This is a genomic window from Actinomadura sp. B10D3 (assembly GCF_039871695.1).
Lineage (GTDB): Bacteria > Actinomycetota > Actinomycetes > Streptosporangiales > Streptosporangiaceae > Spirillospora > Spirillospora madurae.
In genome coordinates this window covers 84,180-106,025 of sequence record NZ_JBDPLY010000019.1, presented here as the reverse complement: position 1 = coordinate 106,025, position 21,846 = coordinate 84,180, and the positions used below count along the sequence as shown (strand labels likewise).

Genomic DNA, 21,846 nt, shown 5'->3' with positions numbered 1-21,846 from the left:
ACATTAGTTCAGAAACGCCTCGTTGGCAACAACCGGGGTGCCGCGCGCCGGGTGGGCGGCTTCTGCACCGCCCAGGTCGTCGACGCCGACACGGACGCCGAGCGGCCCTGGCTCGTCACCGCCGACGTCCCCGGCCTGTCGTACACCCGGCGCGGCAAGCCGTGGGTGACGGCCCCTAGAAACCCCGTGCTGGGCTCCGTCCGGACGCTCTGAAGGGCTGTGTAGGGCGGGTGGGATTCGAACCCACTCAGTCTGAGACACCTGCTTTACAGGCAGGCCCGACTCTCCGAGCGTCGGCGCCGCCCCCTGTGCGGGCCGTGCGGCCCGCGTCGTACCTCCGGAGGGATTCGAACCCCCAGCACACGGCACCTCATGCCGCTGTCTCTACCGTTGGACTACGGAGGCAGGCGTGCGGCTCCCGGGATTCGAACCCGGAACATCCACTTCCTGAGAGTGGCCTCTCTACCGGTTGGAGTAGAGCCGCAAGAAGATCGCGAGGGTGGCGTCACTCGCGGCGGCTCGGCCGAGGGTCTCTAGGAGACGGGATACCGGCCGGGGCGGGCGTGCGACGCCGAGGGCAGTCGAAGTCGATACTGCTCCAGAGCCATGGCCGGTCCTCCTCTCGCTGCTCCGTCCTGGACGGGCTGACGTCGTCTACGGTGCCACCGGCCGCGAGGCGCCGCAACGTATTTTCCGATCAGGGGTTTTCCGATCAGGGCTCGTCCGGCAGGGCCGCGCCGAAGGCGATCAGCGCCCAGAACGCGACCATGATCCAGCCGAGGGCGATGCCGGTCACCGCGAGCCCCATCCCGCGCTCACCGGACCGCCGCAGCCGGACCCACGCCATGTGCCCGGCGACGATCGCGGGGATGGACGGCAGCCCGCACGTGATCAGCCCGACCGCGCCCATGGAGACCGCGTAGATCGCCAGGCTGTTCATGGGCGGCTTGGCGTGCGGGTGGTACCCGGCCGCGTACTGGTGGGGCGGCTGCGTCGGCTGGCCGTGGTACCCCGCCGGCTGCTGCTGTTGCGGGTAGGCCGCGGGGCGGGCGGCGATCGCGTCGGCGTAGCGGTTCCAGGACTCCGCCTCGGCCGTGCGGCCCTGCCCGTTGAGCAGCGCGGCGAGGTTGCGCATGGCGGCCGGGTCGCCGGCCTGCGCCGCCTGCCGGTACTGCCGCTCGACGAGCGCCTCCGCCTCCCCCGCGGCGAGCGGCGACGCCGGCGGCGGGACGATCGAGGACGTCTGCGGCCCCCGGGCCTGCGTGGACGGCTGGGCGGGCGCCTGCTGGGCGGGCCGGGACTGCTGGGACGGCGCCTGCGTGCGCTGCTGGACGGGCTCCCGCGCGGACGTCCGGGACCGGTCGGGCTGCTGGCGGACGCCGCTGGAGATGAGGCCGTCCAGCAGCGACTGGGCGGACGGCCTGCGCGCCGGGTCCTTGGCGAGCGCCGCCTGGACGGCGCCGAGCAGCGTCCCGTCCAGGCCGCTCAGGTCGGGCTCGCCGCTGACGATCTGGTGGATGATCGCCGGGATCGAGTTCCCGCCGAAGCAGGGTCCGCCCTTCGCGGCGAACGCCACGGTCGCGCCCCAGGCGAACACGTCGGAGGCCGGGGTCGCGCCGCGCCCGTCGAGCTGCTCGGGGGCCATGAAGGCGGGGGTGCCGACGATGCCGCCGGTCGCGGTGAGACGCGTCCCGTCCAGGGAGCGGGCGATGCCGAAGTCGATGACGCGCGGGCCGAACGTGGACAGCAGCACGTTGGCGGGCTTCAGGTCGCGGTGCACCACGCCCGCGTCGTGGATGGCGGTCAGCGCGGTCGCGATGCCGACCGCGACGGCCTCCAGGTCGGCGCCGCGCAGCGGCCCCTCCTTCGCCACGGCGGCGTCGAGGCTCGGCCCGTTGACGAACTCGGTCACCAGGTAGGGCGGCTCGGCGGCGGGGTCGGCGTCCAGGACGGGCGCCGTGCAGAACGGCCGGACCCGCTGCGCCGCCGCGACCTCCGCCTGGAACCGCGCCCGGTACTGGCGGTCGGCGGCGAACTCGCGCCGGATCACCTTGATGGCGACCTTGCGCCCGGAGGTGTCCAGCCCCACGAACACCGTGCCCATGCCGCCCTCGCCGAGGCGGTCCACGACCCGGTAGGGGCCGATGCGCTCCGGCAGGTCGGGGTGCGGCACGGACGCTCTCCTCGGGACGGGAAACGGGCCTCCCAAGCCTGGCATATCCGGACGGCTCCCGGGGCCACCGAACGCGATCATTCCGCCACGGCTCCGGCACGGCCGCCCGGGGCCCGCCGGATTGGTCCTTGCGTCCGCCCGGGGGCTGAACTGTAGTCTGGACACGTGTCCAGAACAACCGATCGCTTGCTTCTGCTGGACGGGCGGCTCGTCCCCGGGACGGGCGGCGCCTTCGAGACGATCAACCCCGCCACCGAGGAGGTGCTCGGCACCGCCGCCGACGCCACCGCCGCCGACCTGGACCGCGCGATCGGGGCGGCCCGGCGCGCGTTCGACGAGACCGCGTGGGCGTCCGACCACGCCTTCCGCGCCCGGTGCCTGCGGCAGCTCCGGGACGGGCTGCGGCGCCGCGCGGACGAGCTGCGCGAACTGACGATCGAGGAGGTGGGCGCGCCCCGGTTCCTGACGTTCGGCGCCCAGCTCGACGCGCCCGTGGACGACCTCGGCTGGTTCGCCGACCTGGTCGAGGGCTACGCCTGGGAACGCGACCTCGGCCGGGCCGAGCCGATGGGGATGCCGAGCCACCGGCGGGTGCGGCGGGAGGCCGTCGGCGTCGTCGGCGCCATCACGCCGTGGAACTTCCCGCACCAGATCAACCTCGCCAAGCTGGGCCCCGCGCTCGCGGCGGGCAACACCGTGGTCCTGAAGCCGGCGCCGGACACGCCCTGGTGCGCGGCCGTCCTCGGCGAGGTCATCGCGGCGGAGACCGACATCCCGCCGGGCGTGGTGAACGTGGTCACCTCCTCCGACCACGAGCTGGGCGCGCGCCTCGGCCGGGACCCGCGGGTGGATCTGGTGTCGTTCACCGGGTCCACGGCGACCGGACGGGACGTGATGGCGGGCGCCGCCGCGACGCTCAAGCGGGTGTTCCTGGAGCTCGGCGGCAAGTCGGCGTTCATCGTGCTGGACGACGCCGACCTGCGGTCCGCGTGCTCGTACGCGGCGTTCTCGGGCGTCGCCCACGCCGGGCAGGGGTGCGCGATCACGACCCGGATCCTCGTGCCGCGCGACCGCTACGACGAGGCCGTGGAGGTGACCGCGGGCACGCTGGCGAAGCTCGGCGCCGGCGACCCGCGGGACGACCGGACGGTCTGCGGCCCGGTGATCTCGGCGCGGCAGCGCATGCGCATCGAGGGCTATCTGGAGCTGGCCCTGAAGGAGGGCGGCGCGTTCGCGTGCGGCGGCGGCCGCCCGGAGGGACGCGACCGGGGCTTCTGGATCGAGCCGACGCTGATCACCGGGCTGACCAACGACTGCCGGACCGCTCGCGAGGAGATCTTCGGGCCGGTGCTGGTGATCCTGCCGCACGACGGCGACGACGACGCCGTGCGGATCGCGAACGACTCGCCGTACGGGCTGTCGGGCGCGGTGCACGGCGGCGACGCCGAGCGGGCCCGCCGGGTCGCGCGGCGGCTCCGCACCGGCACCGTCAGCGTGAACGGCGGCGTCTGGTACGGCGCGGACGTCCCGTTCGGCGGCTACAAGCAGTCGGGCATCGGCCGCGAGATGGGCGTGGCCGGTTTCGAGGAGTATCTGGAGACCCAGGCGATCGCGGAGGGCTTGTGAGGTTCGAGGGAAGGGTCGCGGTCGTCACCGGGGCCGCGCAGGGGATCGGCGAGGCGTACGCGCGGGCGCTGGCGTCCGAGGGCGCGCGCGTGGTGGTCGCGGACGTGGACGAGCGCGGCCAGGGCGTCGCCGACGACATCAAGGGCCTGTTCGTGCGGACGGACGTCTCCGACCCCGCGTCCGTGGAGGCCATGGCGGCGGCGGCCAAGGAGCGGTTCGGCGGCATCGACCACCTCGTCAACAACGCCGCCATCTTCGGCACGATGAAGCTGGACTTCCTCTTCACCGTCGACTGGGACTACTACAAGAAGTTCATGTCGGTGAACATGGACGGCGCGCTGCTGTGCGCGCGGGCCTGCTACCCGCACATGCAGGAGCGCGGGGGCGGCTCCATCGTCAACCAGTCGTCGACGGCGGCGTGGCAGTACTCCGGCTTCTACGGGCTGGCGAAGGTCGGCGTCAACGGGCTCACGCAGCAGCTCGCGCACGAGCTGGGCGGCATGAACATCCGCGTGAACGCGATCGCGCCGGGCCCGATCGACACCGAGGCGAACCGCGCGGTCGTCCCCGGCGACATGGCGCAGAAGATCGTCCAGGACAAGATGGCGCTCAAGCGGATGGGCTCCCCCGAGGACCTGGTCGGCGCGTGCCTGTTCCTGCTGTCGGACGAGGCCGCATGGATCACCGGTCAGATCGTCAACGTCGATGGTGGCGAGGTGTTCCGCTCATGAAGGTGGGGTTCGTCGGGCTCGGCCAGATGGGCGCGCCGATGGCGGGGCACCTGCCCGGCGGGGGGCTGGTCGTGTACGACGCGCGGGCCGAGGCGATGGCGCCGCTGGTGAAGGCGGGCGCGCGGGCGGCGGAGGGCGTCGCCGACGTGGCGGCGCACGCGGACCTGGTCTCGATCATGGTCCGGGACGACGCCCAGGTGACCGAGGTCGGCGAGGAGGCGATCGCGAGCGCCCGTCCGGGCACGGTCCTCGCGATCCACTCGACGATCCGCGCGGCGACCGCCGAGGACCTCGCCGCGCGGGCCCGCCGGTACGGGATCGAGGTGGTGGACGCGCCGGTCAGCGGCGGGTTCATGGGCGCGAGCGCGGGCAGCCTCGCGGTGATGGTCGGCGGCACGGACGAGGCGTTCGAGCGCTGCCGCGGGCCGTTCGGCGCGTGGGCGGACCTCGTCCTGCACATGGGCCCGGTCGGCGCGGGCACCCGGACGAAGCTGGCCCGCAACATGCTGCACTTCATCTCGTTCACGGCCGCCGCCGAGGCGCAGCGGCTGGCGGAGGCGTCCGGGGTGTCGCTGCGCAAGCTCGGCCGGGTCGTCCGGCACACCGACGCGATCACCGGCGGAGCCGGCTCGATCATGCTGCGCCCGACGACCGCGCCCATGAAGCCGGACGACGACCTGTACGACATCCTCAGCCACACCCGGGACCTCGGCGAGAAGGACCTGTCGCTCGCCCTGGAGCTGGCCGAGGAGCTGGGGGTGGACGTTCCGCTGGCGCGCATCGCCCTCGAACGGTTCGGTGCCGGGCTCGGGCTGGAGGGCGAGGGCGATGAGTGAGGGCGGTCCGCCCGCGGAGGGCGGGGACGAGCGCCGCGAACGCGGGCTGGAGATGATGCGGCAGGTCTACGGCTGGGAGATCGAGGACGCGCCCGGCGAGTTCTTCGGCATCACCGTCGACCACCTCTTCGGCGACATCTGGACGCGTCCCGGCCTGACCATGCGCGACCGGCGGCTCCTCCTGCTCGGGGTCCTGGCCGGTCAGGGGCTGAACGACGTCCTCGACATCCAGATCCCGGCGGCGCTGGCCAACGGGGAGCTGACGCCGGACGAGCTGCGCGAGATCGGCATCTTCCTGACCCACTACGTCGGCTGGCCCCTGGGTTCCCGGCTGAGCGTCCAGATCGACACGCTGATCGCCAAGCACGAGAGGCGCCGGCGGAAGGAGGGCTAGGCGACGCGCGGGGACGGGTCGGGCATCAGCATCGGCCCGGTCACGCGGAACCGCTCGACGCCGCGCACGTCCACGACGATGTTTCCGGACGATTTCAGCGCTGACGGCCGCGTTAGACGGAGATCACCGGGAAATCGGAGGGAATCCGCGGGAACCCGGGCGGCGATGCGAGCGTCCAAGGCCCATGCGTGGTCGCCTCCTCGCACCGGCCGCGACGATGCTCCTGCTGGCCGGGTGCTCGGGTTCTCCGGAGCCTCCCGGCGGGCCGGCTCCGGCATCGCCGGTACGCCTCGTCGCCTATGACGGCTGCGGCAAGCTCCTCGACGAGCTGCACCGGGCCACGGTCGAGAAGGTGGGCCCGACCGGGCTGGACGACTCGCCCGTCCTCCCCGCCGACGGGACCTGGGCGCTGGGGAAGGTCCCGGGCGGCGCCGAGTCGCGAGCCCAGGGCCAGGCCCCGCCCCACTCCACCACCAACTCCCACGAGCCGGGCGCGGACGAGCCCGACCTCGTGAAGACGGACGGCCGCCGGATCATCGCGCTCGCGGGCGGGCGGCTCAGGGTCATCGACCAGGCGGCCCGCACGGTGACGCACACGCTGGAGCTACCGGGCGAGACCCGGTACGGCAACGGACAACTGCTCCTCAGCGGGAATCGCGTCCTGGTGATCAGCCGGCAGCAGCGGGTCGTCGCGTTCGACCGGCCGGGGCCGGGCGCCAGCCCGCTCCCCATGCCGGAGCAGCTGATGCGGCTGACCCTGGTCGACGTGGCGGGCGCGCCGAAGATCGTCGGGTCGATGACGTCCACCGCCGGCTACCTGGACGCCCGCCAGAGCGGCTCGACGGTCCGGGTCGTGGTGCAGTCGCGCCCGCGCATCGACTTCCCCGGCCGGGGCGACGCGGAGAAGGCCACGTCGGAGAATCGGAACGCCGTCTGGGCCGCCCCGCTGGAAGCCTGGCTGCCCGCCTTCCAAACGGACTCCGGCCAGACCTTCCGGGCACCGTGCGACCAGGTCAGCCGCCCGTCCTCGTACGCCGGCTCGTCGATGCTGACCGTGCTGACGTTCGATCTGGCGAAGGGCCTCGGCGATCCGCAGCCGATCGCGGTGATCGCGGAGGGGTCGACCGTCTACGGCAACGGTAAGAGCCTGTACGTCACCGGCACTCCTCCAGAGCCGTTCACGCGGTCGCCGCGGAAGAGGGCGCAGCCGCGCACGGACATCTACAAGTTCGACGTCGGCGGCGCGGGACGACCCCGCTACGTGGCGGCGGGTTCGGTGAAGGGCTCCCTGCTCAACCAGTACTCGATGTCGGAGCACGAGGGGAACCTGAGGATCGCGACGACGACCGGCCGGCAGGCTCCGAACGACAGGTCGTCCCAGAGTTCGGTGTACGTCCTCGCCCAGCGAGACGCCTCGCTCACCGAGATCGGGCGCATCGACGGGCTCGGCAAGGGCGAGCGGATCCACTCGGTCCGGTTCATCGGCGCCGGCGCCTACGTCGTCACGTTCCGGCGGACCGACCCGCTGTACGCGCTCGACCTGAAGGACCCGCGGCGCCCGCGCCTCACCGGCGAACTCAAGATCACCGGCTACTCCGCCTACCTGCACCCCGCGGCGGACGGGAAACTCCTCGGCGTCGGGCAGGACGCGGACACCTCCGGCCAGACGAGCGGCCTCCAGATCTCCCTGTTCGACGTCTCCGGCGAACCGCGGCGGGTCGGAACCCACAAGCTCCCCGGAGCGAGCTCCCAGGCGGAGTTCGACCCGCACGCTTTCCTGTACTGGCCGGAGAGCGGCCTGACGGTCGTCCCCGTGCTGCGGCCCGGCCGCGGGGCGGCCGAGGCCCTCGTCCTCAAGGTCGCCGGAGCCCGCATCACCGAGACCGGCACGGTCCGCCATCCCGGGAAGAGCGGCCGCAACGGCGTCGACCGTTCCCTGCTCGTGGGCGGAACCCTCTGGACGTTCTCCGACGCAGGAGCGCACGCCACCGACGCGTCCACCCTCAAGGGCGGCGACTGGCTGCCGTACGGCTGACGCTCAGCGCAGCCCCGTGGACCGCCGCAGCGCCGTCTGGATCAGCCGGTCGACCAGCGCCGGGTAGTCCAGCCCGGTGGCCGCCCACATCTGCGGGAACGCCGACGCGGGGGTGAAGCCGGGCATCGTGTTGATCTCGTTGAGGATCCACCGGCCGTCGGGCGTGTGGAAGAAGTCGACCCGGGCGAGCCCCTCGCAGTCGAGCGCGTCGAACGCCTGCACCGCGATGCGGCGGACCTCCTCGATCGCGGCGGGCGGCAGCTCGGGCGGGATCGCCATGGTGGTGGAGCCGTCGAGGTACTTGGTCTCGAAGTCGTAGAAGTCGTGGTCGCCGGCCATCAGCACCTCGGCGGGCAGGCTCGCCTCGGCGGGGCCGTCGTCCACGCCCTGCAGGACGCCGCACTCGATCTCGAGGCCCTCGACGGCCGCCTCCACGATGACCTTGGGGTCGTGCTCGCGGGCCGCCTCGACCGCCGCCTCCAGCCCGGCCTCGTCGGTGACGCGGGTGATGCCCATGCTGGACCCGGCGCGGGCCGGCTTGACGAACACCGGGGTCCCGGCGGCCAGGCCCAGGTCCTTGATCTCGTCGATCTTGCGCTTGCGCTCGCGCCGCCACTCCCGGTCGCCGACCAGGACGTACGGGCCGACGGGCAGGCCGCGGGCCTGCCAGACGAGCTTCATGAACCCCTTGTCCATGCCGACCGCGCTGGCCAGCACCCCGGCGCCGACGTAGCGGATCCCGGCGAGGTCGAGCAGGCCCTGGATCGTGCCGTCCTCGCCGTAGGGGCCGTGCAGGAGCGGCAGGACGACGTCGACGTCGCCGAGGGTCGAGGGCACCTTGCCCGGCTCGACCACCATCAGCCCGCGGCTCTCCGGGTCGAACGGCAGCGCCAGGACGCCGCCCTCGCCGGTCACCTCCGGGAGCCTGCCGTCCTCGATCGCGAGCCGCAGGTCCGCGGGCGGGAGCACCCAGCGCCCGTCGCGGGCGATGCCGACCGGCACCACCTCGTACCGGTCCCGGTCGATGGCGGCCATGACGGCGCCCGCGGTGACGCAGGAGATCGCGTGCTCGGAGCTGCGCCCGCCGAAGACCACCGCCACGCGGATCCTAGAAACCTGGGACATGAGGCCCGACCCTACCGGTGATCAGCCCGCACGGGCCACGGGCGCGACGATCATGCTCACACCCCGTACCGCTCCGGCTTCGGCGACCGCGAGATCAGCGAGATCGCCGCCTCCTTGATCGGCATGCCGTGGTGCAGGACCGCGGTGACCGCCTCGGTGATCGGCATCTCGACGTTGTGCTTGCGGGCCAGTTCCAGCACCGCCTCGGACGACTTGACGCCCTCCGCGGTCTGCTTGGTGGCGGCGACGACCTCGTCCAGGGTCATCCCGCGGCCGAGGTTCTCGCCGAACGTCCGGTTCCGCGACAGCGGCGACATGCACGTCCCGACGAGGTCGCCCATCCCGGCGAGCCCGGCGAAGGTGTGCTCGTCCGCGCCGAGCGCGGCGCCCAGCCGGGCGATCTCGGCGAGCCCGCGCGTCATCAGCACCGCCTGGGTGCTCGCGCCGAACCCGAGCCCGACCGCCATGCCCACGCACAGCGCGACGATGTTCTTCACCGCACCGCCGAGCTCGCAGCCGACCACGTCGGTGGAGGTGTAGACGCGGAAGTACGGGGTCATGGTCGCGGCCTGCAGGCGCACCGCGGCGTCCTCGTCCACGCAGGCGGCGACGGCCGCGCCGGGCTCCCCGCCGGCGATCTCCCGGGCGAGGTTGGGGCCGCCGAACACGGCAACGCGCTCCTCCGGGACGTCGGCGACCTCGCAGATCACCTCCGACATCCGCTTGGACGTCCCGATCTCGACGCCCTTCATCAGGCTGACGAGCACGGCCTCCGGGGGGAGCAGCGGCACCCAGCCGGCGAGGTTGCGCCGGAGGGTCTGCGCCGGGACGGCCAGCGCGACGAAGTCGGCGCCCTTGAGGGCCTCGGCCGGGTCCAGCGTGGCGCGGACGGCCTCCGGCAGCGGGACCCCGGGCAGGTAGTCGGGGTTCTCGTGCCGCTCGTTGATCGACTCAACGATCTCGGGGCGGCGGCCCCACAGGACGACCTCGCCGCCCGCGTCGTGCAGCAGGCGGGTGACCGTCGTCCCCCAGGATCCGGCGCCCATCACCGCGGTACGGAAGGTCACGAGTCGGCCGCCTTCGGCTCCGCGGCCCGCCGCCCGCCGGACTCCGACCCGGCCGGCGGTGCGGGCTCGGGGACCGCCGGCGGGGCGGCGGCGCCGCGGCGCTCTTCGAGCACCCGGTGGTGGTCGTAGCGCTCCGCGGGCGGCTCCTCGCCGCGCAGCTCGCCGAGCAGCGCGGTGATCGCGCTCATGATGTCGTCGGTGGCGGCCCGCAGCGTCTCCCGGCTGAGCGGGCGCCCCTCGTAGGCCGACAGGTCGACCGGCGGCCCGGCGATCACCTTCATCGTCTTGCGGGGCAGCGGGTGGAAGCCCTTCTTCAGGCTGCCCGCCAGCCCCCTCTGCTCGCCCTTCTTGTACGGCATGAGCTCGTGCGCGCCCCAGCTCGCCACGGGGACGACCTTGGCGCCGGTCGTCAGCGCCATCCGCGCGACACCGGTCTGCCCGGTCATCGGCCACAGTTCGGGGTCACGGGTGCAGCTGCCCTCCGGGTAGAACATCAGGCACTCGCCGTCCAGCAGCGCCTTCTCGGCGTCCTCCAGGGCGAGGGCCGCGTCGGCGCGGTCGCGGTACACGGGGATCTGGCCGGTGCCGCGCAGCACGCCGCCGATGAACCTCACGTCGAACAGCGTGGACTTGGCCAGGTAGACCGGGTAGCGGCCCGCCTCGTAGACGAAGTGCGCGAGCGCGAGGGGGTCGGACTCGGAGATGTGGTTGGCGGCGATGATGACGCCGCCCTTCCCGGGCACGTTGCCGCGGCCGCGCCAGTCCCGCTTGAGCAGCCCGAACAGCAGCGGGCGCAGGATGACGATCGTGAGCCTGCGCCATGCCGGCGAATACCGGTGGCCCGTGGTCGCTCCTCGCGAGGGGGCGGCCCCCCGCGCCTCCCGCTTCGCTTCGCTCATGCGTGCTCCTTGCGAGGGGGCGGCCCCCCGCGCCCCCCGCTTCGCTTCGCTCATTTGGACGCCCCCTTCTCTATCCGTCCCCCGGGGTGAACGTGGGGTGTCCTCAAGTGTCGCGGTTGCGTGCGCATAGTGTCGAGTTGCCATGTCTACACCAGCACCGTCCATGCCGGCGCCCGGCGCGCCCTCCCTCCGGTGGTCGCTCGTCGTCCCCGTCAAGGTCCTCGCCAAGGCCAAGACCCGCATGTCCGAGGCCGCGGGCCCGCACCGGGAGGCGCTCGCGCTCGCGGTGGCGGCCGACACGGTCGCCGCGGCGCTGCGCTGCGACCGGGTCCGGGGCGTGATCGTCGTCACCGACGACCCCCTTCCCGCCGCCGAGCTGGCCGCGCTCGGCGCCACGATCGTGCCGGACGTCCCGGACGCGGGCCTGAACCCCGCCCTGGTCCACGGCGCGGGCCGGGGGCGCGAGCTGGCCCCGGACGCGGGCGTCGGGGCGCTGTCGGCCGACCTGCCCGCGCTGCGGCCGGGCGACCTCGGCCGCGTGCTCGACGCCGCCGGCGCCGCGCCGGAGGCGTTCGTCCCGGACGCGGCCGGTGTCGGCACGACGCTGTACACGGCCCGGCCGGGCGTCCCGTTCTCCCCCGCGTTCGGCGGCGACTCGCGCGCCGCGCACCGCGCCCGCGGCGCCCGCGAGATCGTGCTGCCCGGGACCGACAGCGTCCGCCGCGACGTCGACACCCCCGGCGACCTCCGCGCCGCCCTGGCCCTCGGCGCCGGCCCCCGCACCGCCGAGGTCGCGTCCCGGCTGCCGTCGTTGGCCTAGAGTTCCGGTCATGCAGGGGACGGTGAAGGCGTTCGACGCGGAGACGCGGACCGGGAGCGTGCTGCTCGACGACGGGACGGAGCTGCCGTTCGACGCGGACGCGTTCGCCGCGGGCGGGCTGCGGCTGCTGCGGTTCGGCCAGCGGGTGAACCTCGCGACGGACGGGGACCGGGTCACGGCGGTGACCCTGTCGACCTTCCCGCTCCCGTCCTGAGCCGCCCGAACAAAGCGTCAGCGCCCGGAACCGGGCCTTGTGGCACGGTCCCGAGCGCTGGCGCGGTGTGGCTACTTCTTGCCGGCCACCAGGTTCTTGAAGTCGGCGCCCGCCTTGAACTTCGGCACGGACGTCGCGGGAACCTCGATGGTCTTGCCCGTTGCGGGGTTGCGGGCCGTACGGGCAGGCCGGTCGGCCTTCTCGAACGAACCGAACCCGGTGATAGCGACCTTGTCGCCCTTGGCGACGGCGTTCTGGATCGCCTCCAGGATGGCGTCGACGGCCTCGGCTGCGGCCTTCTTGCTGCCCAGCCGGTCAGAGATGGCGTCGACCAGCTCACGCTTGTTCATGGGTTACTCCTCTAGTTCCCCCCTTGCCCGAACGAAACTAAGGGACCCTCAGCAAGGACACAATCACCTGCACGCACGAGTTGGCGTGTCGCTGGCGTTTTTGTCGGCCTCGCCCCCGTCTCGCCGGGCGACCGGACCGGATCCGGTCACTGCGCACGCTAACCGACGTCGGGGCCGTCTTGAAAATCGGCGAGGAACGCGTCCAGCCTGCGGGCGGCCAGTTCGGCGTCCCGTTTCGCCAGATCGGTGATCGCCAGCAGGTGCCGGATGAGCCGCTGCCGGTCCTGCGGAGGGAGCGGCGCCACGGCCCGGTGAGCGTCACGCAGCTGTTGCGCGAGGCGCGTCAGAGCCGGATCGTCCCACTCCGGCCCGGCCCAAGGCACGGTGCCCAATTGGCTTCCCCCATACGGTCGGACGTCCCTGCACACTAAGGGAATTGTCCCTGTGCGGCGTCCGCGTCGGCTTACCCGGGGTCGCCGAAGGCCCGGCCCGCCGGTTCGGACGGGCCGGGCCTGGAGGGCGGCGCCTACGCGGTGGTGGGAAGGAGCGGGTTGCGGGCGGACTCGAACGCGGCGATGGCGTCGGCGTGGCGGAGGGTCAGGCCGATGTCGTCCAGGCCCTCCATGAGCCGCCAGCGGGTGTAGTCGTCGATCTCGAAGGAGGCGGTGTCCGCGCCCCAGCGGACCTCGCGCTTCTCCAGGTCGACGGTGACCTCCAGGGCGGGGTCCTTCTCGGCCGCGTCCTGCAGCGCCTCGACCTGCTCGGCGGTGAGCACGACCGGCAGCAGGCCCATCTTGGTGGAGTTGTTGCGGAAGATGTCGCCGAAGCGCGGCGCGATCACGACGCGGAAGCCGTACTGCTGCAGCGCCCAGACGGCGTGCTCGCGGGACGATCCGGTGCCGAAGTCGGGTCCGGCGACGAGGATCCCGGCGCCCTCGTACCGGGGCTGGTTGAGGACGAAGTCCGGGTCCTCGCGCCAGGCGGAGAACAGGCCCTTGTCGAACCCGGTGCGGCTGACCTGCTTCAGCCAGACGGCCGGGATGATCTGGTCGGTGTCGACGTTGCTGCGGCGCAGCGGCACCGCGCGCCCGGTGTAGGTGGTGAACGCTTCCATCGGTGGATTCCTCTACAGGTCGGCGTCGGTCTGGGGGGACGACCCCCCAGACCCCCCGGCGACTTCGCCGAGGTCACTGGGGGCGGTCAGGCGGCCGGTGACGGCGGTGGCGGCGGCGACGGCGGGCGACACCAGGTGGGTGCGGCCGCCGGGTCCCTGCCGGCCCTCGAAGTTGCGGTTGGACGTGGAGGCGCTGCGCTCCCCGGGCGTGAGCTTGTCGGGGTTCATCGCCAGGCACATCGAGCAGCCCGCCTCGCGCCACTCGGCGCCGGACGCGGAGATGACCGCGTCGAGGCCCTCCTCCTCGGCCTGCTTCTTGACCTTCATGGAGCCAGGGACGACGAGCATCCGGACGCCGTCGGCGACCTGGCGGCCCTTGAGGACGTTCGCGACCGCGCGCAGGTCCTCGATGCGGCCGTTGGTGCAGGAGCCGACGAAGACGGTGTCGACCTTGATGTCGCGCAGCGGCGTCCCGGCGGTGAGGCCCATGTACTCAAGCGCCCGCTCGGCGTTCTGCCGCTTGGCCGGGTCGTCGATGGACGCCGGGTCCGGGACGGACCCGGCGAGCGGCAGCCCCTGGCCCGGGTTGGTGCCCCACGTGACGAACGGCGTCAGCTCGGACGCGTCGATCACGACCTCCTTGTCGAAGACCGCGTCGTCGTCGGTGCGCAGGGACGTCCAGTACTCGACGGCCCGGTCCCAGTCCTCGCCGGTCGGCGCGTGCGAACGCCCCTTGAGGTACTCGAACGTGGTCTCGTCCGGGGCGATCATCCCGGCGCGGGCGCCGGCCTCGATGGACATGTTGCAGACCGTCATGCGGCCCTCCATCGACAGCGACCGGACGGCCTCGCCGCGGTACTCGATGATGTGGCCCTGGCCGCCGCCGGTGCCGATCCGCGCGATGATCGCCAGGATGAGGTCCTTGGCGGTGACGCCCTCGGGCAGCGCGCCGTTCACGGTCACGGCCATCGTCTTCGGCCGGATCTGCGGCAGCGTCTGGGTGGCGAGGACGTGCTCGACCTCGCTGGTGCCGATGCCGAAGGCGAGCGCGCCGAACGCGCCGTGCGTGGAGGTGTGCGAGTCGCCGCACACGACGGTCATCCCGGGCTGGGTGAGGCCGAGCTGCGGGCCGATGACGTGCACGATGCCCTGGCCGTCGTCGCCCATCGGGTGCAGCCTGATCCCGAAGTCGGAGCAGTTCTTGCGGAGCGTCTCGACCTGGGTGCGCGACACCGGGTCGGCGATCGGCTTGAGCAGGTCCGTGGTCGGGACGTTGTGGTCCTCGGTGGCGATCGTGAGGTCGGGGCGGCGGACCTGGCGGCCGGCCATCCGCAGCCCGTCGAACGCCTGCGGGCTGGTGACCTCGTGGACCAGGTGCAGGTCGATGTAGAGGAGGTCCGGCTCACCCTCGGCTCGCCGTACGACGTGCGCGTCGTACACCTTCTCGGCCAGTGTTCGGCCCATCACCTTCACCTCACCTGTAATGATCGTCGGCGCACCGCCGCGGTCGGGCCGGTGCGCCCGTGGTCGCTGTGACCTCGATTTGCATCTCAAATTACGAGACGGCAATATCAAGACATGGACAACTCTAGCGGAGTCGGCGTACTTGACAAAGCGGTTCTCGTCCTGAACGCGCTGGAGGCGGGTCCGGCCTCGCTCGCCCAGCTCGTCCAGACGACGGGGCTGGCCCGCCCCACCGCCCACCGGCTGGCCGTCGCGCTGGAGCACCACCGCCTCGTGCACCGCGACACGCAGGGGCGGTTCATCCTCGGGCCCCGGCTCGCCGAGCTGGCGGTCGCGGCGGGCGAGGACCGGCTGCTCGCCATCGCGCAGCCCGTCCTGGCCCACCTGCGCGACCTGACCGGCGAGAGCGCGTCGCTGTTCCGCCGCCAGGGGGACGTCCGGGTCTGCGTGGCCGCCGCCGAGCGCACCAGCGGCCTGCGCGACACGATCCCGGTCGGCGCCGCGCTCCCGATGACGGCCGGCTCGGCCGCGCAGGTCCTGCTGGCCTGGGAGGAGCCCGACCGGCTGCACCGCGGGCTGCGCGGCGCCAAGTTCGAGGCCACCACGCTCGCGTCGGTCCGGCGGCGGGGCTGGGCGCAGAGCGTCGGGGAGCGCGAGCAGGGCGTCGGCTCGGTCTCGGCGCCGGTCCGCGGCGCAGGCGGGCGGGTGATCGCCGCCGTCTCGGTGTCGGGCCCCCTCGAACGCCTGACCCGCTCCCCCGGCCGCCTGCACGCCGGGCCCGTCGCCGCCGCGGCGGAGAAGATCTCCGAGGGGATGCGCCGCACGGCGTCCTGAGCGCCCCCGGCATAGGCTCGGCGGATGGTCGACCCCCGCCTGCGCGCCCGTCTCGCGGACCTCACCCTTGAGGAGAAGGTCACCTCCTCACCGGCGACGGGTTCTGGACGCTGCGCCCGCTGCCGAAGATCGGCCTGCGGCGGATCGTGATGTCGGACGGCCCGAGCGGCGTCCGCGGCACGACCTGGGACGAGCGCGCGCCGAGCCTGCTGTTCCCGAACCCGTCGGCGCTCGCGGCGACGTGGGACCCGGTGCTCGCGGAGCAGGTCGGGCGGCTCAACGGCGCCCAGGCGCGCGACAGGGGCGTGCACGTCCAGCTCGCGCCGACGGTCAACCTGCACCGGACGCCGCTCGGCGGGCGGCACTTCGAGAACTACTCCGAGGACCCGCTGCTCACCGCCCGCGTCGGCGCCGCGTTCGTCCGGGGCGTCCAGTCGGCGGGCGTCGCGGCGACGGCGGGACGAGGTCGCGGCCGTCCTGTGGGCGTGGCTGCCGGGACAGGAGGGCGGCGACGCGATCGCCGACGTCCTCACCGGCGCCGCCGAGCCCGGCGGGCGGCTGCCGACGACGTTCCCCGCGTCCGAGGAGGGCGTCCTGTCCCCGGTCCCGTCCGAGGACGGGGTCCTCGACTACGCGGAGGGCACCGCGATCGGCTACCGGTACTACACGCCCGCCCAGGTCGCCTACCCGTTCGGGCATGGGCTGGGCTACACGACGTGGGAGTACGAGTCGCTCGCGTTTTCGGGCGATGCCGCGGAGGTGACGGTCCGCAACACCGGGAGCAGGGCCGGCCGGGAGGTCGTCCAGCTCTACGCGCTGGACGGCGGGACGGTGCGGCTCGCGGGCTTCGCGGTCGCCGAGGCCGAACCCGGTGCCTCGGTCACGGTCGCGATCACGCCGGACCAGCGGCCGCCCGCCCCGCGCGCCTTCCGTGCGGGCCGTTCGGCGGCGGACCTGCAAACCGCCACAACTTGGACAGACCTGGGATAACGCCGGTCGCCGGCGCTCCGGCCTCGCTACCTTTGACCCGCGGTCAAGGGGGTGCCACGGTGCAGATCTCCGAGCTCAGCGATCGAAGCGGGCTCACGGTCCAGACGATCAAGTTCTACATCCGGGAGGGGCTGCTGCCGAAGGGCTCGGCGGTGAGCGCGACCCGCGCCGAGTACGACGGCCGCCACCTGGAGCGGCTCCGGCTGATCAGCGCGCTGCGCGAGGTCGGCGACCTGCCGGTGGCGGCGATCCACCAGATCATCAAGGCCGTCGAGGACGACCGCACCGGCCCGCACGACCTCGTCGCCACCGCCCAGCACGCGATCGGCCCGCACGCCGCCGCCCCGCACGACCCGCACTGGCGCGCCGCCCGCGAGGACGTGGACGCGCTCGTCCGCGAGCTCGGCTGGACGGTCGGCGAGCGCGCCCCCGCCCGCGACCTGCTCGCGCACACGTTCGTGGCGCTGCGCCGCCTCGGCTTCCCGATCACGCTCAAGGACCTGCGCCCCTACGTGAGCGCCGCGCGCGAGATCTCCGAGCACGAGGTCGGCCGGGTCACCGAGGGCACGCCCCGGGCCCGGACCGTCCACACGCTGATCGTCTCCACCGTCCTGTACGAGCAGGTGTTCACGGCCCTGCACCGGCTCGCCCTGGAGGACGCCTCGGCCCGCCGCTTCGACCGCTCCTGACCCCTCCCACCCCCTCCTACCAGGCATTTCCGAGGAATTGGGTGTGTTTTCGTCGCCTATGATGAACGGCGATGACCGCGACTCAGCCCCCGGACCCCGCCGGCGGCAGGTGGACCGACCGCCTGCTCGCCGAGGGCAGCGACCCCGATCCGCGCTTCACACTCGCCAACGAGCGCACGTTCCTGGCGTGGATCCGGACGGCCCTGGCCCTGATCGCGGCGGGGGTCGGCCTCTCCCTCGCCGGCGACCTGATCGACGCGCCGCTGCGCGTCGGCGTCGCCGCGGGTTTCGCCGCGGCCGGCGCCGGCGTCGCGGCCCTGGCGTTCCGCCGCTGGCTGCGCACCGAGCGCGCCCTGCGCCGGTCGGAGACCCTCCCGCCGCCGGCCCTGGCCCCGGTCATGTCCTACGGCCTGGCGATCGCCGCGGTCGTCCTGCTCGGCGCCCTGCTGGCCACCAGGTGACCGAGCGGTGAGACTGCGGGACCCCGGAGCGCAGCCCGAGCGGACCTCGCTGGCCTGGTCCCGCACGACGCTCTCGCTGGTCGCCGCGGGCCTGCTGTGCGTCCGGCTCGCGCCCTCGACGGCGGCGGCGGCCGGCGCGGCGGCCGTCGTCTGCGGCAGTGCGGCCCTGATGCTCCGCCGCAACCGGACCGGCTTCCGCGCCCGCCGCGGCCTTCCGGAGGGCGGCGCGGCCGACCCGGTGTCTGTTCTGGTCGCCACGGGCCTGACGATCCTGCTGGCAGCGGTCGCCCTTCTCTTCACCCTCTGAGACCGTGCTGCGTCCCTCAGGGCCGCAGGTCTCCGGCGACGTCCCGCAGGTCGTCCAGGAACGCGGTGACGGCCGGGGACCTGCGCGCGTGCCGTCCCACCGCCGCGTAGACCGTCCGCCGCGGCCGCCCGGCCGCCACGGCGCGCAGCACCACGCCGTCCCGCGCCATCGCGGTCGCGGCGAGCGCCGGGACGAGCGTGACGCCGAACCCCTCCGCGACCAGGCCCAGCTTGGAGACCCACTCGGCGACCCGCAGCGGCGTCTGCGGGACGAACCCGGCGGCCTCGCAGCGGGCGCGCAGCGCGGCGATCGCCGCGGGGTCGTCGGCCACGATCCACGGCTCGCCGGCCAGGTCGGCCAGCCGGACCCGCTCCCGCGCGGCGAGCCGGTGGCCGTCCGGCAGCGCGACGAGCAGGACGTCCTCCACCAGGGTCACCAGGTCGTCGGCGGCGATCGAGGGGATCTTGTGCGTGCTGACCAGCGCGATGTCGAGGTCGCCGGCCTCCAGCATCGGCAGCAGCCGCTCCGTGGTGCCCTCGCGCAGCAGCGGCCGGACGCCCGGATGCCGGGCCCGGAACCGGGCGAGGGCGCGCGGGACGAGCGCGGCGTTCGCGGTGGGGAACGCGCCGATCCGCAGCGTCCCGGTGTCGAGGCGGCGCAGCCCGTCGAGCGCGCGGGCGGTGTCGGCGAGCCGGTCGAGGAGGCCGCGCGCGTGCGGCAGCAGGTACTCCGCGGCCGGGGTCGGGCGGACGCCCCGGGCCCCGCGCGCGAACAGCTCCACCCCGCACACGTCCTCCAGCGCCGCGATCTGCCGGGAGACGGCCGACTGCGTGTACCCCTCGGCGGCAGCGGCGGCGGTGAACGAGCCGAGGTCGGCGACGGCGACGAACGTCCGCAGCAGGACGGGATCGAGGGCTTCGGCGCGCACGCTCCGGAGCATACGGGCACGCCGGTAGCATCGCCGCATGCCCGGAAGCCGGCCCTTCGTCAGCCTCGCCACCGACTTCGGCGCCGCGTACACCGCGATCTGCGCGGGCGTCGTCCACACCATCGCCCCGGCGGCGACGGTGCTCGTGCTCAGCGACGAGATCACGCCGTTCGACGTCCGCGAGGGCGCGATGCTGCTGCGGCAGGCGCTGCCGTACTTCCCGGTGGGCGTGCACGTCGGCATCGTCGACCCGGGCGTCGGCACGCCGCGGCTGCCCCTCGCGATCGAGACCGGGCGCGGGGACGTCCTGGTCGGGCCCGACAACGGGCTGCTCGTCCCGGCCGCGGGGAAGCTCGGCGGCGTCGTGCGTGCGCACGCGCTGGAGAACCCCGCCTACCGGCTGCCGGAGGTGTCGGCCTCGTTCCACGGCCGCGACATCTTCTCCCCCGCCGCCGCGCACATCGCCGCGGGCGTCGACGTCGCCGACCTCGGCGCGCGGGCGGAACCGCTGCCGCTGGACGTCCCGCCGCCGGCCGTGGGCGACGGGGAGCTGACCGTCCCGGTGCTCTACACCGACCGCTTCGGCAGCCTGGTCCTCGGCGCCGAGCGCGGCGACCTGACGGCCGCGTTCGGCGAGCTGCCTCCGGGGACCCCGCTGGACGTCACCTGGGAGGACCCCGCCCCCGGAAGCGTCCGGGTCACGTTCCAGGAGACTTTCGGCGGCGTCGCGGAAGGCGACCCGCTGCTGTGGATCGACTCGTCCGGCTGGCCGGGCCTGGCCGTGAACCAGGGCTCGGCCGCCGCCGCCCTCGGTCTCGGCGGTGTACGAACCCTCACCCTGCGCGCGATCCGTCCCTGACGGCCGCGTGGGGGACACTGATCACCGTGGAAGATCTCGATGTCGTCGCGTGGATCCAGGTGTCGGACGGCCGGATGCTCGCGGTCCGCGCGCGGGGCCGCGACCTGCTCTACCTCCCCGGCGGTAAGCGCGAGCCGGGCGAGGACGACTGGTCGGCGCTGTCCCGGGAGATCCGCGAGGAGCTGGATCTCGAACTCGACCGGACGTCCTTCCGGGAGCTCGGCGTCGTCCGGGCCCCGGCGCACGACCAGCCCGACTTCGCCCACGTGCGCATGGCGTGCTTCACGGCCGCGTTCCGGGGCGCGATGGCGGCGACCGGCGAGGTGGACGAGTTCGTCTACGTGGGCCCCGGCGAGCGGCACCTGCTCGCTCCGGCGGCGCGGGCCGCGCTCGACCTCGCCGAGCGGCACGGCCTGCTCGCCTGACACCGACCTTCGGCCCGGCACCCGCCGTGCCGCAGGACGGTGCTCGCCGGGACGGCGGCGGGCGGTTCCTCGCGTCCGTCGCCCGCGAGGCCGAACGGCTCCGCCGCGCGCATTCCGGCATCGGCATCTCGGTCGGCTGCGAACTGACGATCTTCATGTCCGGGCTCGTGCCGGGCGAGGACTGGATGGAGCGGGGCGCCGGTACGCCCCCTAGGCCGTCTCAGGGTCGTCCCCTACGCCCGGGGCGGTACCGGAGGCACCGGACGGTGATCGGGGCGCTGTAGGGGAGGTGTCGCTCGGCGGCCGATGCCCGGGTACGGACCGTGCACGCAGCATCGTCCCCATGACGAACACGACGCAGACCCTCACCCGCCCCGACGCCCCCGTCCACGGCGGCCCGCCGAAGCTCACCCCGATGGAGCTGCGCGCCGCCCAGATCGAGACCCTCGAAAGCCCGCGGCTGAAGTACGGGCTGCTCGCCCGGATGCTGTTCAAGCAGATGGACCTGGTCTACGGCCGCGAGCGCACGCTCGTGAAGTTCACGATGCTGGAGTTCATCGCCCGCGTCCCGTACCAGGCGTGGGAACGCATGGGCTACTTCTCGCTGTCGCGGCACCGCCGCCGCTCGGCGCTCGCCAAGCGCGTGTACGAGCGGATCGTCGAGACGCGCGAGGAGCAGGACAACGAGCAGTGGCACCTGCTGATCCTCCAGGACCTCGTCCAGCGGGACGGCATGAAGCAGTCGTTCCTGCTGCACCGGCTGGCACCGTGGCTCGTGGCGTTCTTCTACTACCACGTGTCGTGGCTGCTGTTCCTGGTGCGCCCCGAGCTGAGCTACCGGCTCAACGCCGACTTCGAGGACCACGCCGAGCACGAGTACATGTCCTACGTGGCGGAGCATCCCGAGCTGGAGCACGTGGCGGCCCCCACGACGTACGCCGAGGAGTACGGACGGTACGGCACCGTGGCGGACCTGCTCCGCCAGATCGGCCACGACGAGCGGATCCACAAGCTCGACAGCCTGGTGAACATGCGGGCGCCCCGCTTCCAGGACGCGCCTACGCCAGCTCCTTGATGATCTTCTCCAGGGCGGTGCGGACGTGCCGCCGCTCCTCCTCCGTCAGCGCGGCGGCGACTCGCTCTTCGAGCCGCCGCCGCGCCTCTTCGACGGGTTCCCGCGCCCGCAGGGCCTTGCCGGTCAAGTAGAGCCGGACCAGCCGGGCGTCGGCCGGGTCGCGCCGCCGCACCACGAGGCCGGCGGTCTCCATCCGGGTGGCGGTGTTGACGATCGTGGGGGTGGTCAGCCCGAGCCGGGCGGCGAGCTCGCCGGGCGCGAGGCCGTCCTGCTCCCACAGGGCCTCCAGGACGAGGTTCTGCCCGATGCGCACCCCGTGCTCGCTCAGCGCGGCGTCCGACGCGGCCCGCAGCAGCTTGTCCGCCCGGGACAGCAGCCTCACCAGGTCGTCCATGCCGAATCCTCCAGGTCGTCCGGCTCCCCTGGGTCA

At 73.5% G+C, this 21,846-nt stretch carries 27 protein-coding genes, 3 tRNA genes and 1 pseudogene; 18 read left to right on the top strand and 13 right to left on the bottom strand.

The features are described 5' to 3' along the window. Positions 1–51: 51 nt before the first annotated feature. Entirely contained in the window at positions 52–213 is a 162-nt protein-coding gene (locus ABGB11_RS26365) for a hypothetical protein (RefSeq protein ID WP_347636780.1), read from the top strand. 9 nt (positions 214–222) lie between these two features. On the opposite strand, the gene ABGB11_RS26360 is transcribed toward ABGB11_RS26365, so the two are convergent. From ABGB11_RS26360 to ABGB11_RS26345, 4 genes are all read right to left on the bottom strand, one after another. Further along, a tRNA-Tyr gene (locus ABGB11_RS26360) sits at positions 223–306 on the bottom strand. A gap of 26 nt (positions 307–332) precedes the next feature. Then, positions 333–405, bottom strand: a tRNA-Leu gene (locus ABGB11_RS26355). Between the two features lie 5 nt (positions 406–410). After that, positions 411–484 (bottom strand) — tRNA-Leu (locus tag ABGB11_RS26350). A gap of 228 nt (positions 485–712) precedes the next feature. Further along, positions 713–2,173 (bottom strand): protein kinase, encoded by a 1,461-nt coding sequence (locus tag ABGB11_RS26345; protein ID WP_347636779.1) that lies wholly within the window; start codon positions 2,171–2,173, stop codon positions 713–715. Between the two features lie 165 nt (positions 2,174–2,338). Between ABGB11_RS26345 and ABGB11_RS26340 the strand changes: the two genes are divergently transcribed. The 5 genes from ABGB11_RS26340 to ABGB11_RS26320 all read left to right on the top strand — a co-directional run bounded on the left by ABGB11_RS26340 (position 2,339) and on the right by ABGB11_RS26320 (position 7,795). Then, positions 2,339–3,799 (top strand): aldehyde dehydrogenase, encoded by a 1,461-nt coding sequence (locus ABGB11_RS26340; RefSeq protein ID WP_347636778.1) that lies wholly within the window; start codon positions 2,339–2,341, stop codon positions 3,797–3,799. Further along, positions 3,796–4,530 carry an SDR family oxidoreductase gene (locus ABGB11_RS26335; RefSeq protein ID WP_347636777.1) on the top strand — a complete coding sequence of 245 codons (735 nt, stop codon included), beginning with the start codon at positions 3,796–3,798 and terminating at the stop codon, positions 4,528–4,530. Before ABGB11_RS26340 ends, ABGB11_RS26335 begins: the two co-directional genes overlap by 4 nt. Continuing rightward, a complete protein-coding gene (locus ABGB11_RS26330) occupies positions 4,527–5,366 on the top strand; it encodes an NAD(P)-dependent oxidoreductase (protein WP_347636775.1) in 840 nt (279 codons plus the stop codon). The genes ABGB11_RS26335 and ABGB11_RS26330 overlap by 4 nt, the downstream gene beginning before the upstream one ends. Then, positions 5,359–5,760 (top strand): carboxymuconolactone decarboxylase family protein, encoded by a 402-nt coding sequence (locus ABGB11_RS26325; protein ID WP_347636774.1) that lies wholly within the window; start codon positions 5,359–5,361, stop codon positions 5,758–5,760. The genes ABGB11_RS26330 and ABGB11_RS26325 overlap by 8 nt, the downstream gene beginning before the upstream one ends. 184 nt (positions 5,761–5,944) lie before the next feature. After that, positions 5,945–7,795, top strand: a complete 1,851-nt coding sequence (locus ABGB11_RS26320) for a beta-propeller domain-containing protein (RefSeq protein WP_347636773.1) — start codon at positions 5,945–5,947, stop codon at positions 7,793–7,795. Positions 7,796–7,798: 3 nt separating this feature from the next. Here the strand turns inward: ABGB11_RS26320 and ABGB11_RS26315 are convergent, their stop codons facing one another. The 3 genes from ABGB11_RS26315 to ABGB11_RS26305 are packed head-to-tail and all read right to left on the bottom strand — an operon-like array spanning position 7,799 to position 10,886. Continuing rightward, positions 7,799–8,920: a D-alanine--D-alanine ligase family protein gene (locus ABGB11_RS26315; RefSeq protein WP_347636771.1), complete on the bottom strand. Its 1,122-nt coding sequence runs from the start codon at positions 8,918–8,920 to the stop codon at positions 7,799–7,801. A gap of 56 nt (positions 8,921–8,976) precedes the next feature. Next, positions 8,977–9,966 carry an NAD(P)H-dependent glycerol-3-phosphate dehydrogenase gene (locus ABGB11_RS26310; protein ID WP_347636898.1) on the bottom strand — a complete coding sequence of 330 codons (990 nt, stop codon included), beginning with the start codon at positions 9,964–9,966 and terminating at the stop codon, positions 8,977–8,979. A 17-nt stretch (positions 9,967–9,983) separates the two neighbouring features. After that, positions 9,984–10,886 (bottom strand): lysophospholipid acyltransferase family protein, encoded by a 903-nt coding sequence (locus tag ABGB11_RS26305; RefSeq protein ID WP_347636770.1) that lies wholly within the window; start codon positions 10,884–10,886, stop codon positions 9,984–9,986. Between the two features lie 142 nt (positions 10,887–11,028). On the opposite strand from ABGB11_RS26305, the gene cofC reads away from it, so the two are divergent. Together cofC and ABGB11_RS26295 are read left to right on the top strand one after the other, a co-directional pair. After that, the gene (cofC, locus tag ABGB11_RS26300; protein ID WP_347636769.1) at positions 11,029–11,706 is read left to right on the top strand and encodes a 2-phospho-L-lactate guanylyltransferase; all 678 of its coding nucleotides are present in this window, start codon (positions 11,029–11,031) and stop codon (positions 11,704–11,706) included. Between the two features lie 10 nt (positions 11,707–11,716). Further along, positions 11,717–11,920: a hypothetical protein gene (locus tag ABGB11_RS26295; RefSeq protein ID WP_347636767.1), complete on the top strand. Its 204-nt coding sequence runs from the start codon at positions 11,717–11,719 to the stop codon at positions 11,918–11,920. 71 nt (positions 11,921–11,991) lie between these two features. On the opposite strand, the gene ABGB11_RS26290 is transcribed toward ABGB11_RS26295, so the two are convergent. From ABGB11_RS26290 to leuC, 4 genes are all read right to left on the bottom strand, one after another. Then, entirely contained in the window at positions 11,992–12,270 is a 279-nt protein-coding gene (locus tag ABGB11_RS26290) for an HU family DNA-binding protein (RefSeq protein WP_021598708.1), read from the bottom strand. A gap of 158 nt (positions 12,271–12,428) precedes the next feature. Then, positions 12,429–12,653 carry a hypothetical protein gene (locus ABGB11_RS26285; RefSeq protein ID WP_347636896.1) on the bottom strand — a complete coding sequence of 75 codons (225 nt, stop codon included), beginning with the start codon at positions 12,651–12,653 and terminating at the stop codon, positions 12,429–12,431. Positions 12,654–12,796: 143 nt separating this feature from the next. Then, positions 12,797–13,384: a 3-isopropylmalate dehydratase small subunit gene (gene leuD, locus ABGB11_RS26280; RefSeq protein ID WP_347636766.1), complete on the bottom strand. Its 588-nt coding sequence runs from the start codon at positions 13,382–13,384 to the stop codon at positions 12,797–12,799. Between the two features lie 12 nt (positions 13,385–13,396). Beyond that, positions 13,397–14,848, bottom strand: a complete 1,452-nt coding sequence (leuC, locus tag ABGB11_RS26275) for a 3-isopropylmalate dehydratase large subunit (RefSeq protein ID WP_347636764.1) — start codon at positions 14,846–14,848, stop codon at positions 13,397–13,399. 114 nt (positions 14,849–14,962) lie between these two features. Between leuC and ABGB11_RS26270 the strand changes: the two genes are divergently transcribed. The 6 genes and pseudogenes from ABGB11_RS26270 to ABGB11_RS26245 all read left to right on the top strand — a co-directional run bounded on the left by ABGB11_RS26270 (position 14,963) and on the right by ABGB11_RS26245 (position 18,129). Further along, a complete protein-coding gene (locus ABGB11_RS26270; protein ID WP_347636763.1) occupies positions 14,963–15,682 on the top strand; it encodes an IclR family transcriptional regulator in 720 nt (239 codons plus the stop codon). 149 nt (positions 15,683–15,831) lie between these two features. Further along, a pseudogene (locus tag ABGB11_RS26265) lies at positions 15,832–16,080 on the top strand (glycoside hydrolase family 3 N-terminal domain-containing protein); the annotation flags it as partial. 361 nt (positions 16,081–16,441) lie between these two features. Beyond that, positions 16,442–16,672, top strand: a complete 231-nt coding sequence (locus tag ABGB11_RS26260; protein ID WP_347636901.1) for a hypothetical protein — start codon at positions 16,442–16,444, stop codon at positions 16,670–16,672. A 59-nt stretch (positions 16,673–16,731) separates the two neighbouring features. Further along, positions 16,732–17,361 carry a MerR family transcriptional regulator gene (locus tag ABGB11_RS26255; protein ID WP_347636894.1) on the top strand — a complete coding sequence of 210 codons (630 nt, stop codon included), beginning with the start codon at positions 16,732–16,734 and terminating at the stop codon, positions 17,359–17,361. A 71-nt stretch (positions 17,362–17,432) separates the two neighbouring features. Beyond that, positions 17,433–17,822 (top strand): DUF202 domain-containing protein, encoded by a 390-nt coding sequence (locus tag ABGB11_RS26250; protein ID WP_347636762.1) that lies wholly within the window; start codon positions 17,433–17,435, stop codon positions 17,820–17,822. A gap of 7 nt (positions 17,823–17,829) precedes the next feature. Further along, on the top strand, positions 17,830–18,129 hold the full coding sequence (locus ABGB11_RS26245) for a DUF202 domain-containing protein (RefSeq protein ID WP_347636760.1): 300 nt from the start codon (positions 17,830–17,832) through the stop codon (positions 18,127–18,129). Positions 18,130–18,145: 16 nt separating this feature from the next. Here ABGB11_RS26245 and ABGB11_RS26240 read toward each other — a convergent pair whose 3' ends face one another. Then, positions 18,146–19,057 (bottom strand): LysR family transcriptional regulator, encoded by a 912-nt coding sequence (locus ABGB11_RS26240; protein ID WP_347636758.1) that lies wholly within the window; start codon positions 19,055–19,057, stop codon positions 18,146–18,148. Between the two features lie 37 nt (positions 19,058–19,094). Between ABGB11_RS26240 and ABGB11_RS26235 the strand changes: the two genes are divergently transcribed. The 4 genes from ABGB11_RS26235 to ABGB11_RS26220 are packed head-to-tail and all read left to right on the top strand — an operon-like array spanning position 19,095 to position 21,416. Beyond that, complete coding sequence (locus ABGB11_RS26235) at positions 19,095–19,916, top strand: SAM-dependent chlorinase/fluorinase (protein ID WP_347636757.1); 822 nt, start codon at positions 19,095–19,097, stop codon at positions 19,914–19,916. A 26-nt stretch (positions 19,917–19,942) separates the two neighbouring features. Then, positions 19,943–20,341 (top strand): NUDIX domain-containing protein, encoded by a 399-nt coding sequence (locus ABGB11_RS26230; RefSeq protein WP_347636756.1) that lies wholly within the window; start codon positions 19,943–19,945, stop codon positions 20,339–20,341. 26 nt (positions 20,342–20,367) lie between these two features. Continuing rightward, a complete protein-coding gene (locus ABGB11_RS26225) occupies positions 20,368–20,625 on the top strand; it encodes a hypothetical protein (protein WP_347636754.1) in 258 nt (85 codons plus the stop codon). 59 nt (positions 20,626–20,684) lie between these two features. Next, the gene (locus ABGB11_RS26220; protein WP_347636753.1) at positions 20,685–21,416 is read left to right on the top strand and encodes an alternative oxidase; all 732 of its coding nucleotides are present in this window, start codon (positions 20,685–20,687) and stop codon (positions 21,414–21,416) included. Here ABGB11_RS26220 and ABGB11_RS26215 read toward each other — a convergent pair. Further along, a complete protein-coding gene (locus ABGB11_RS26215) occupies positions 21,400–21,810 on the bottom strand; it encodes a MarR family transcriptional regulator (protein WP_347636752.1) in 411 nt (136 codons plus the stop codon). The two genes, ABGB11_RS26220 and ABGB11_RS26215, sit on opposite strands and share 17 nt — an antisense overlap. Positions 21,811–21,846 lie beyond the last annotated feature (36 nt).

What these genes read in the sequence shown, in the direction of transcription:
- cofC (WP_347636769.1), top strand. Translation starts at nt 11,029, where the DNA reads ATGTCTACACCAGCACCGTCCATGCCGGCGCCCGGCGCGCCCTCCCTC.
- ABGB11_RS26325 (WP_347636774.1), top strand. Translation starts at nt 5,359, where the DNA reads ATGAGTGAGGGCGGTCCGCCCGCGGAGGGCGGGGACGAGCGCCGCGAA.
- leuD (WP_347636766.1), bottom strand. Translation starts at nt 13,384, where the DNA reads ATGGAAGCGTTCACCACCTACACCGGGCGCGCGGTGCCGCTGCGCCGC.
- ABGB11_RS26220 (WP_347636753.1), top strand. Translation starts at nt 20,685, where the DNA reads ATGACGAACACGACGCAGACCCTCACCCGCCCCGACGCCCCCGTCCAC.
- ABGB11_RS26320 (WP_347636773.1), top strand. Translation starts at nt 5,945, where the DNA reads ATGCGTGGTCGCCTCCTCGCACCGGCCGCGACGATGCTCCTGCTGGCC.
- ABGB11_RS26295 (WP_347636767.1), top strand. Translation starts at nt 11,717, where the DNA reads ATGCAGGGGACGGTGAAGGCGTTCGACGCGGAGACGCGGACCGGGAGC.
- ABGB11_RS26290 (WP_021598708.1), bottom strand. Translation starts at nt 12,270, where the DNA reads ATGAACAAGCGTGAGCTGGTCGACGCCATCTCTGACCGGCTGGGCAGC.
- leuC (WP_347636764.1), bottom strand. Translation starts at nt 14,848, where the DNA reads ATGGGCCGAACACTGGCCGAGAAGGTGTACGACGCGCACGTCGTACGG.
- ABGB11_RS26215 (WP_347636752.1), bottom strand. Translation starts at nt 21,810, where the DNA reads ATGGACGACCTGGTGAGGCTGCTGTCCCGGGCGGACAAGCTGCTGCGG.
- ABGB11_RS26310 (WP_347636898.1), bottom strand. Translation starts at nt 9,966, where the DNA reads ATGGGCGCCGGATCCTGGGGGACGACGGTCACCCGCCTGCTGCACGAC.
- ABGB11_RS26330 (WP_347636775.1), top strand. Translation starts at nt 4,527, where the DNA reads ATGAAGGTGGGGTTCGTCGGGCTCGGCCAGATGGGCGCGCCGATGGCG.
- ABGB11_RS26235 (WP_347636757.1), top strand. Translation starts at nt 19,095, where the DNA reads ATGCCCGGAAGCCGGCCCTTCGTCAGCCTCGCCACCGACTTCGGCGCC.
- ABGB11_RS26270 (WP_347636763.1), top strand. Translation starts at nt 14,963, where the DNA reads ATGGACAACTCTAGCGGAGTCGGCGTACTTGACAAAGCGGTTCTCGTC.
- ABGB11_RS26305 (WP_347636770.1), bottom strand. Translation starts at nt 10,886, where the DNA reads ATGAGCGAAGCGAAGCGGGAGGCGCGGGGGGCCGCCCCCTCGCGAGGA.
- ABGB11_RS26315 (WP_347636771.1), bottom strand. Translation starts at nt 8,920, where the DNA reads ATGTCCCAGGTTTCTAGGATCCGCGTGGCGGTGGTCTTCGGCGGGCGC.
- ABGB11_RS26250 (WP_347636762.1), top strand. Translation starts at nt 17,433, where the DNA reads ATGACCGCGACTCAGCCCCCGGACCCCGCCGGCGGCAGGTGGACCGAC.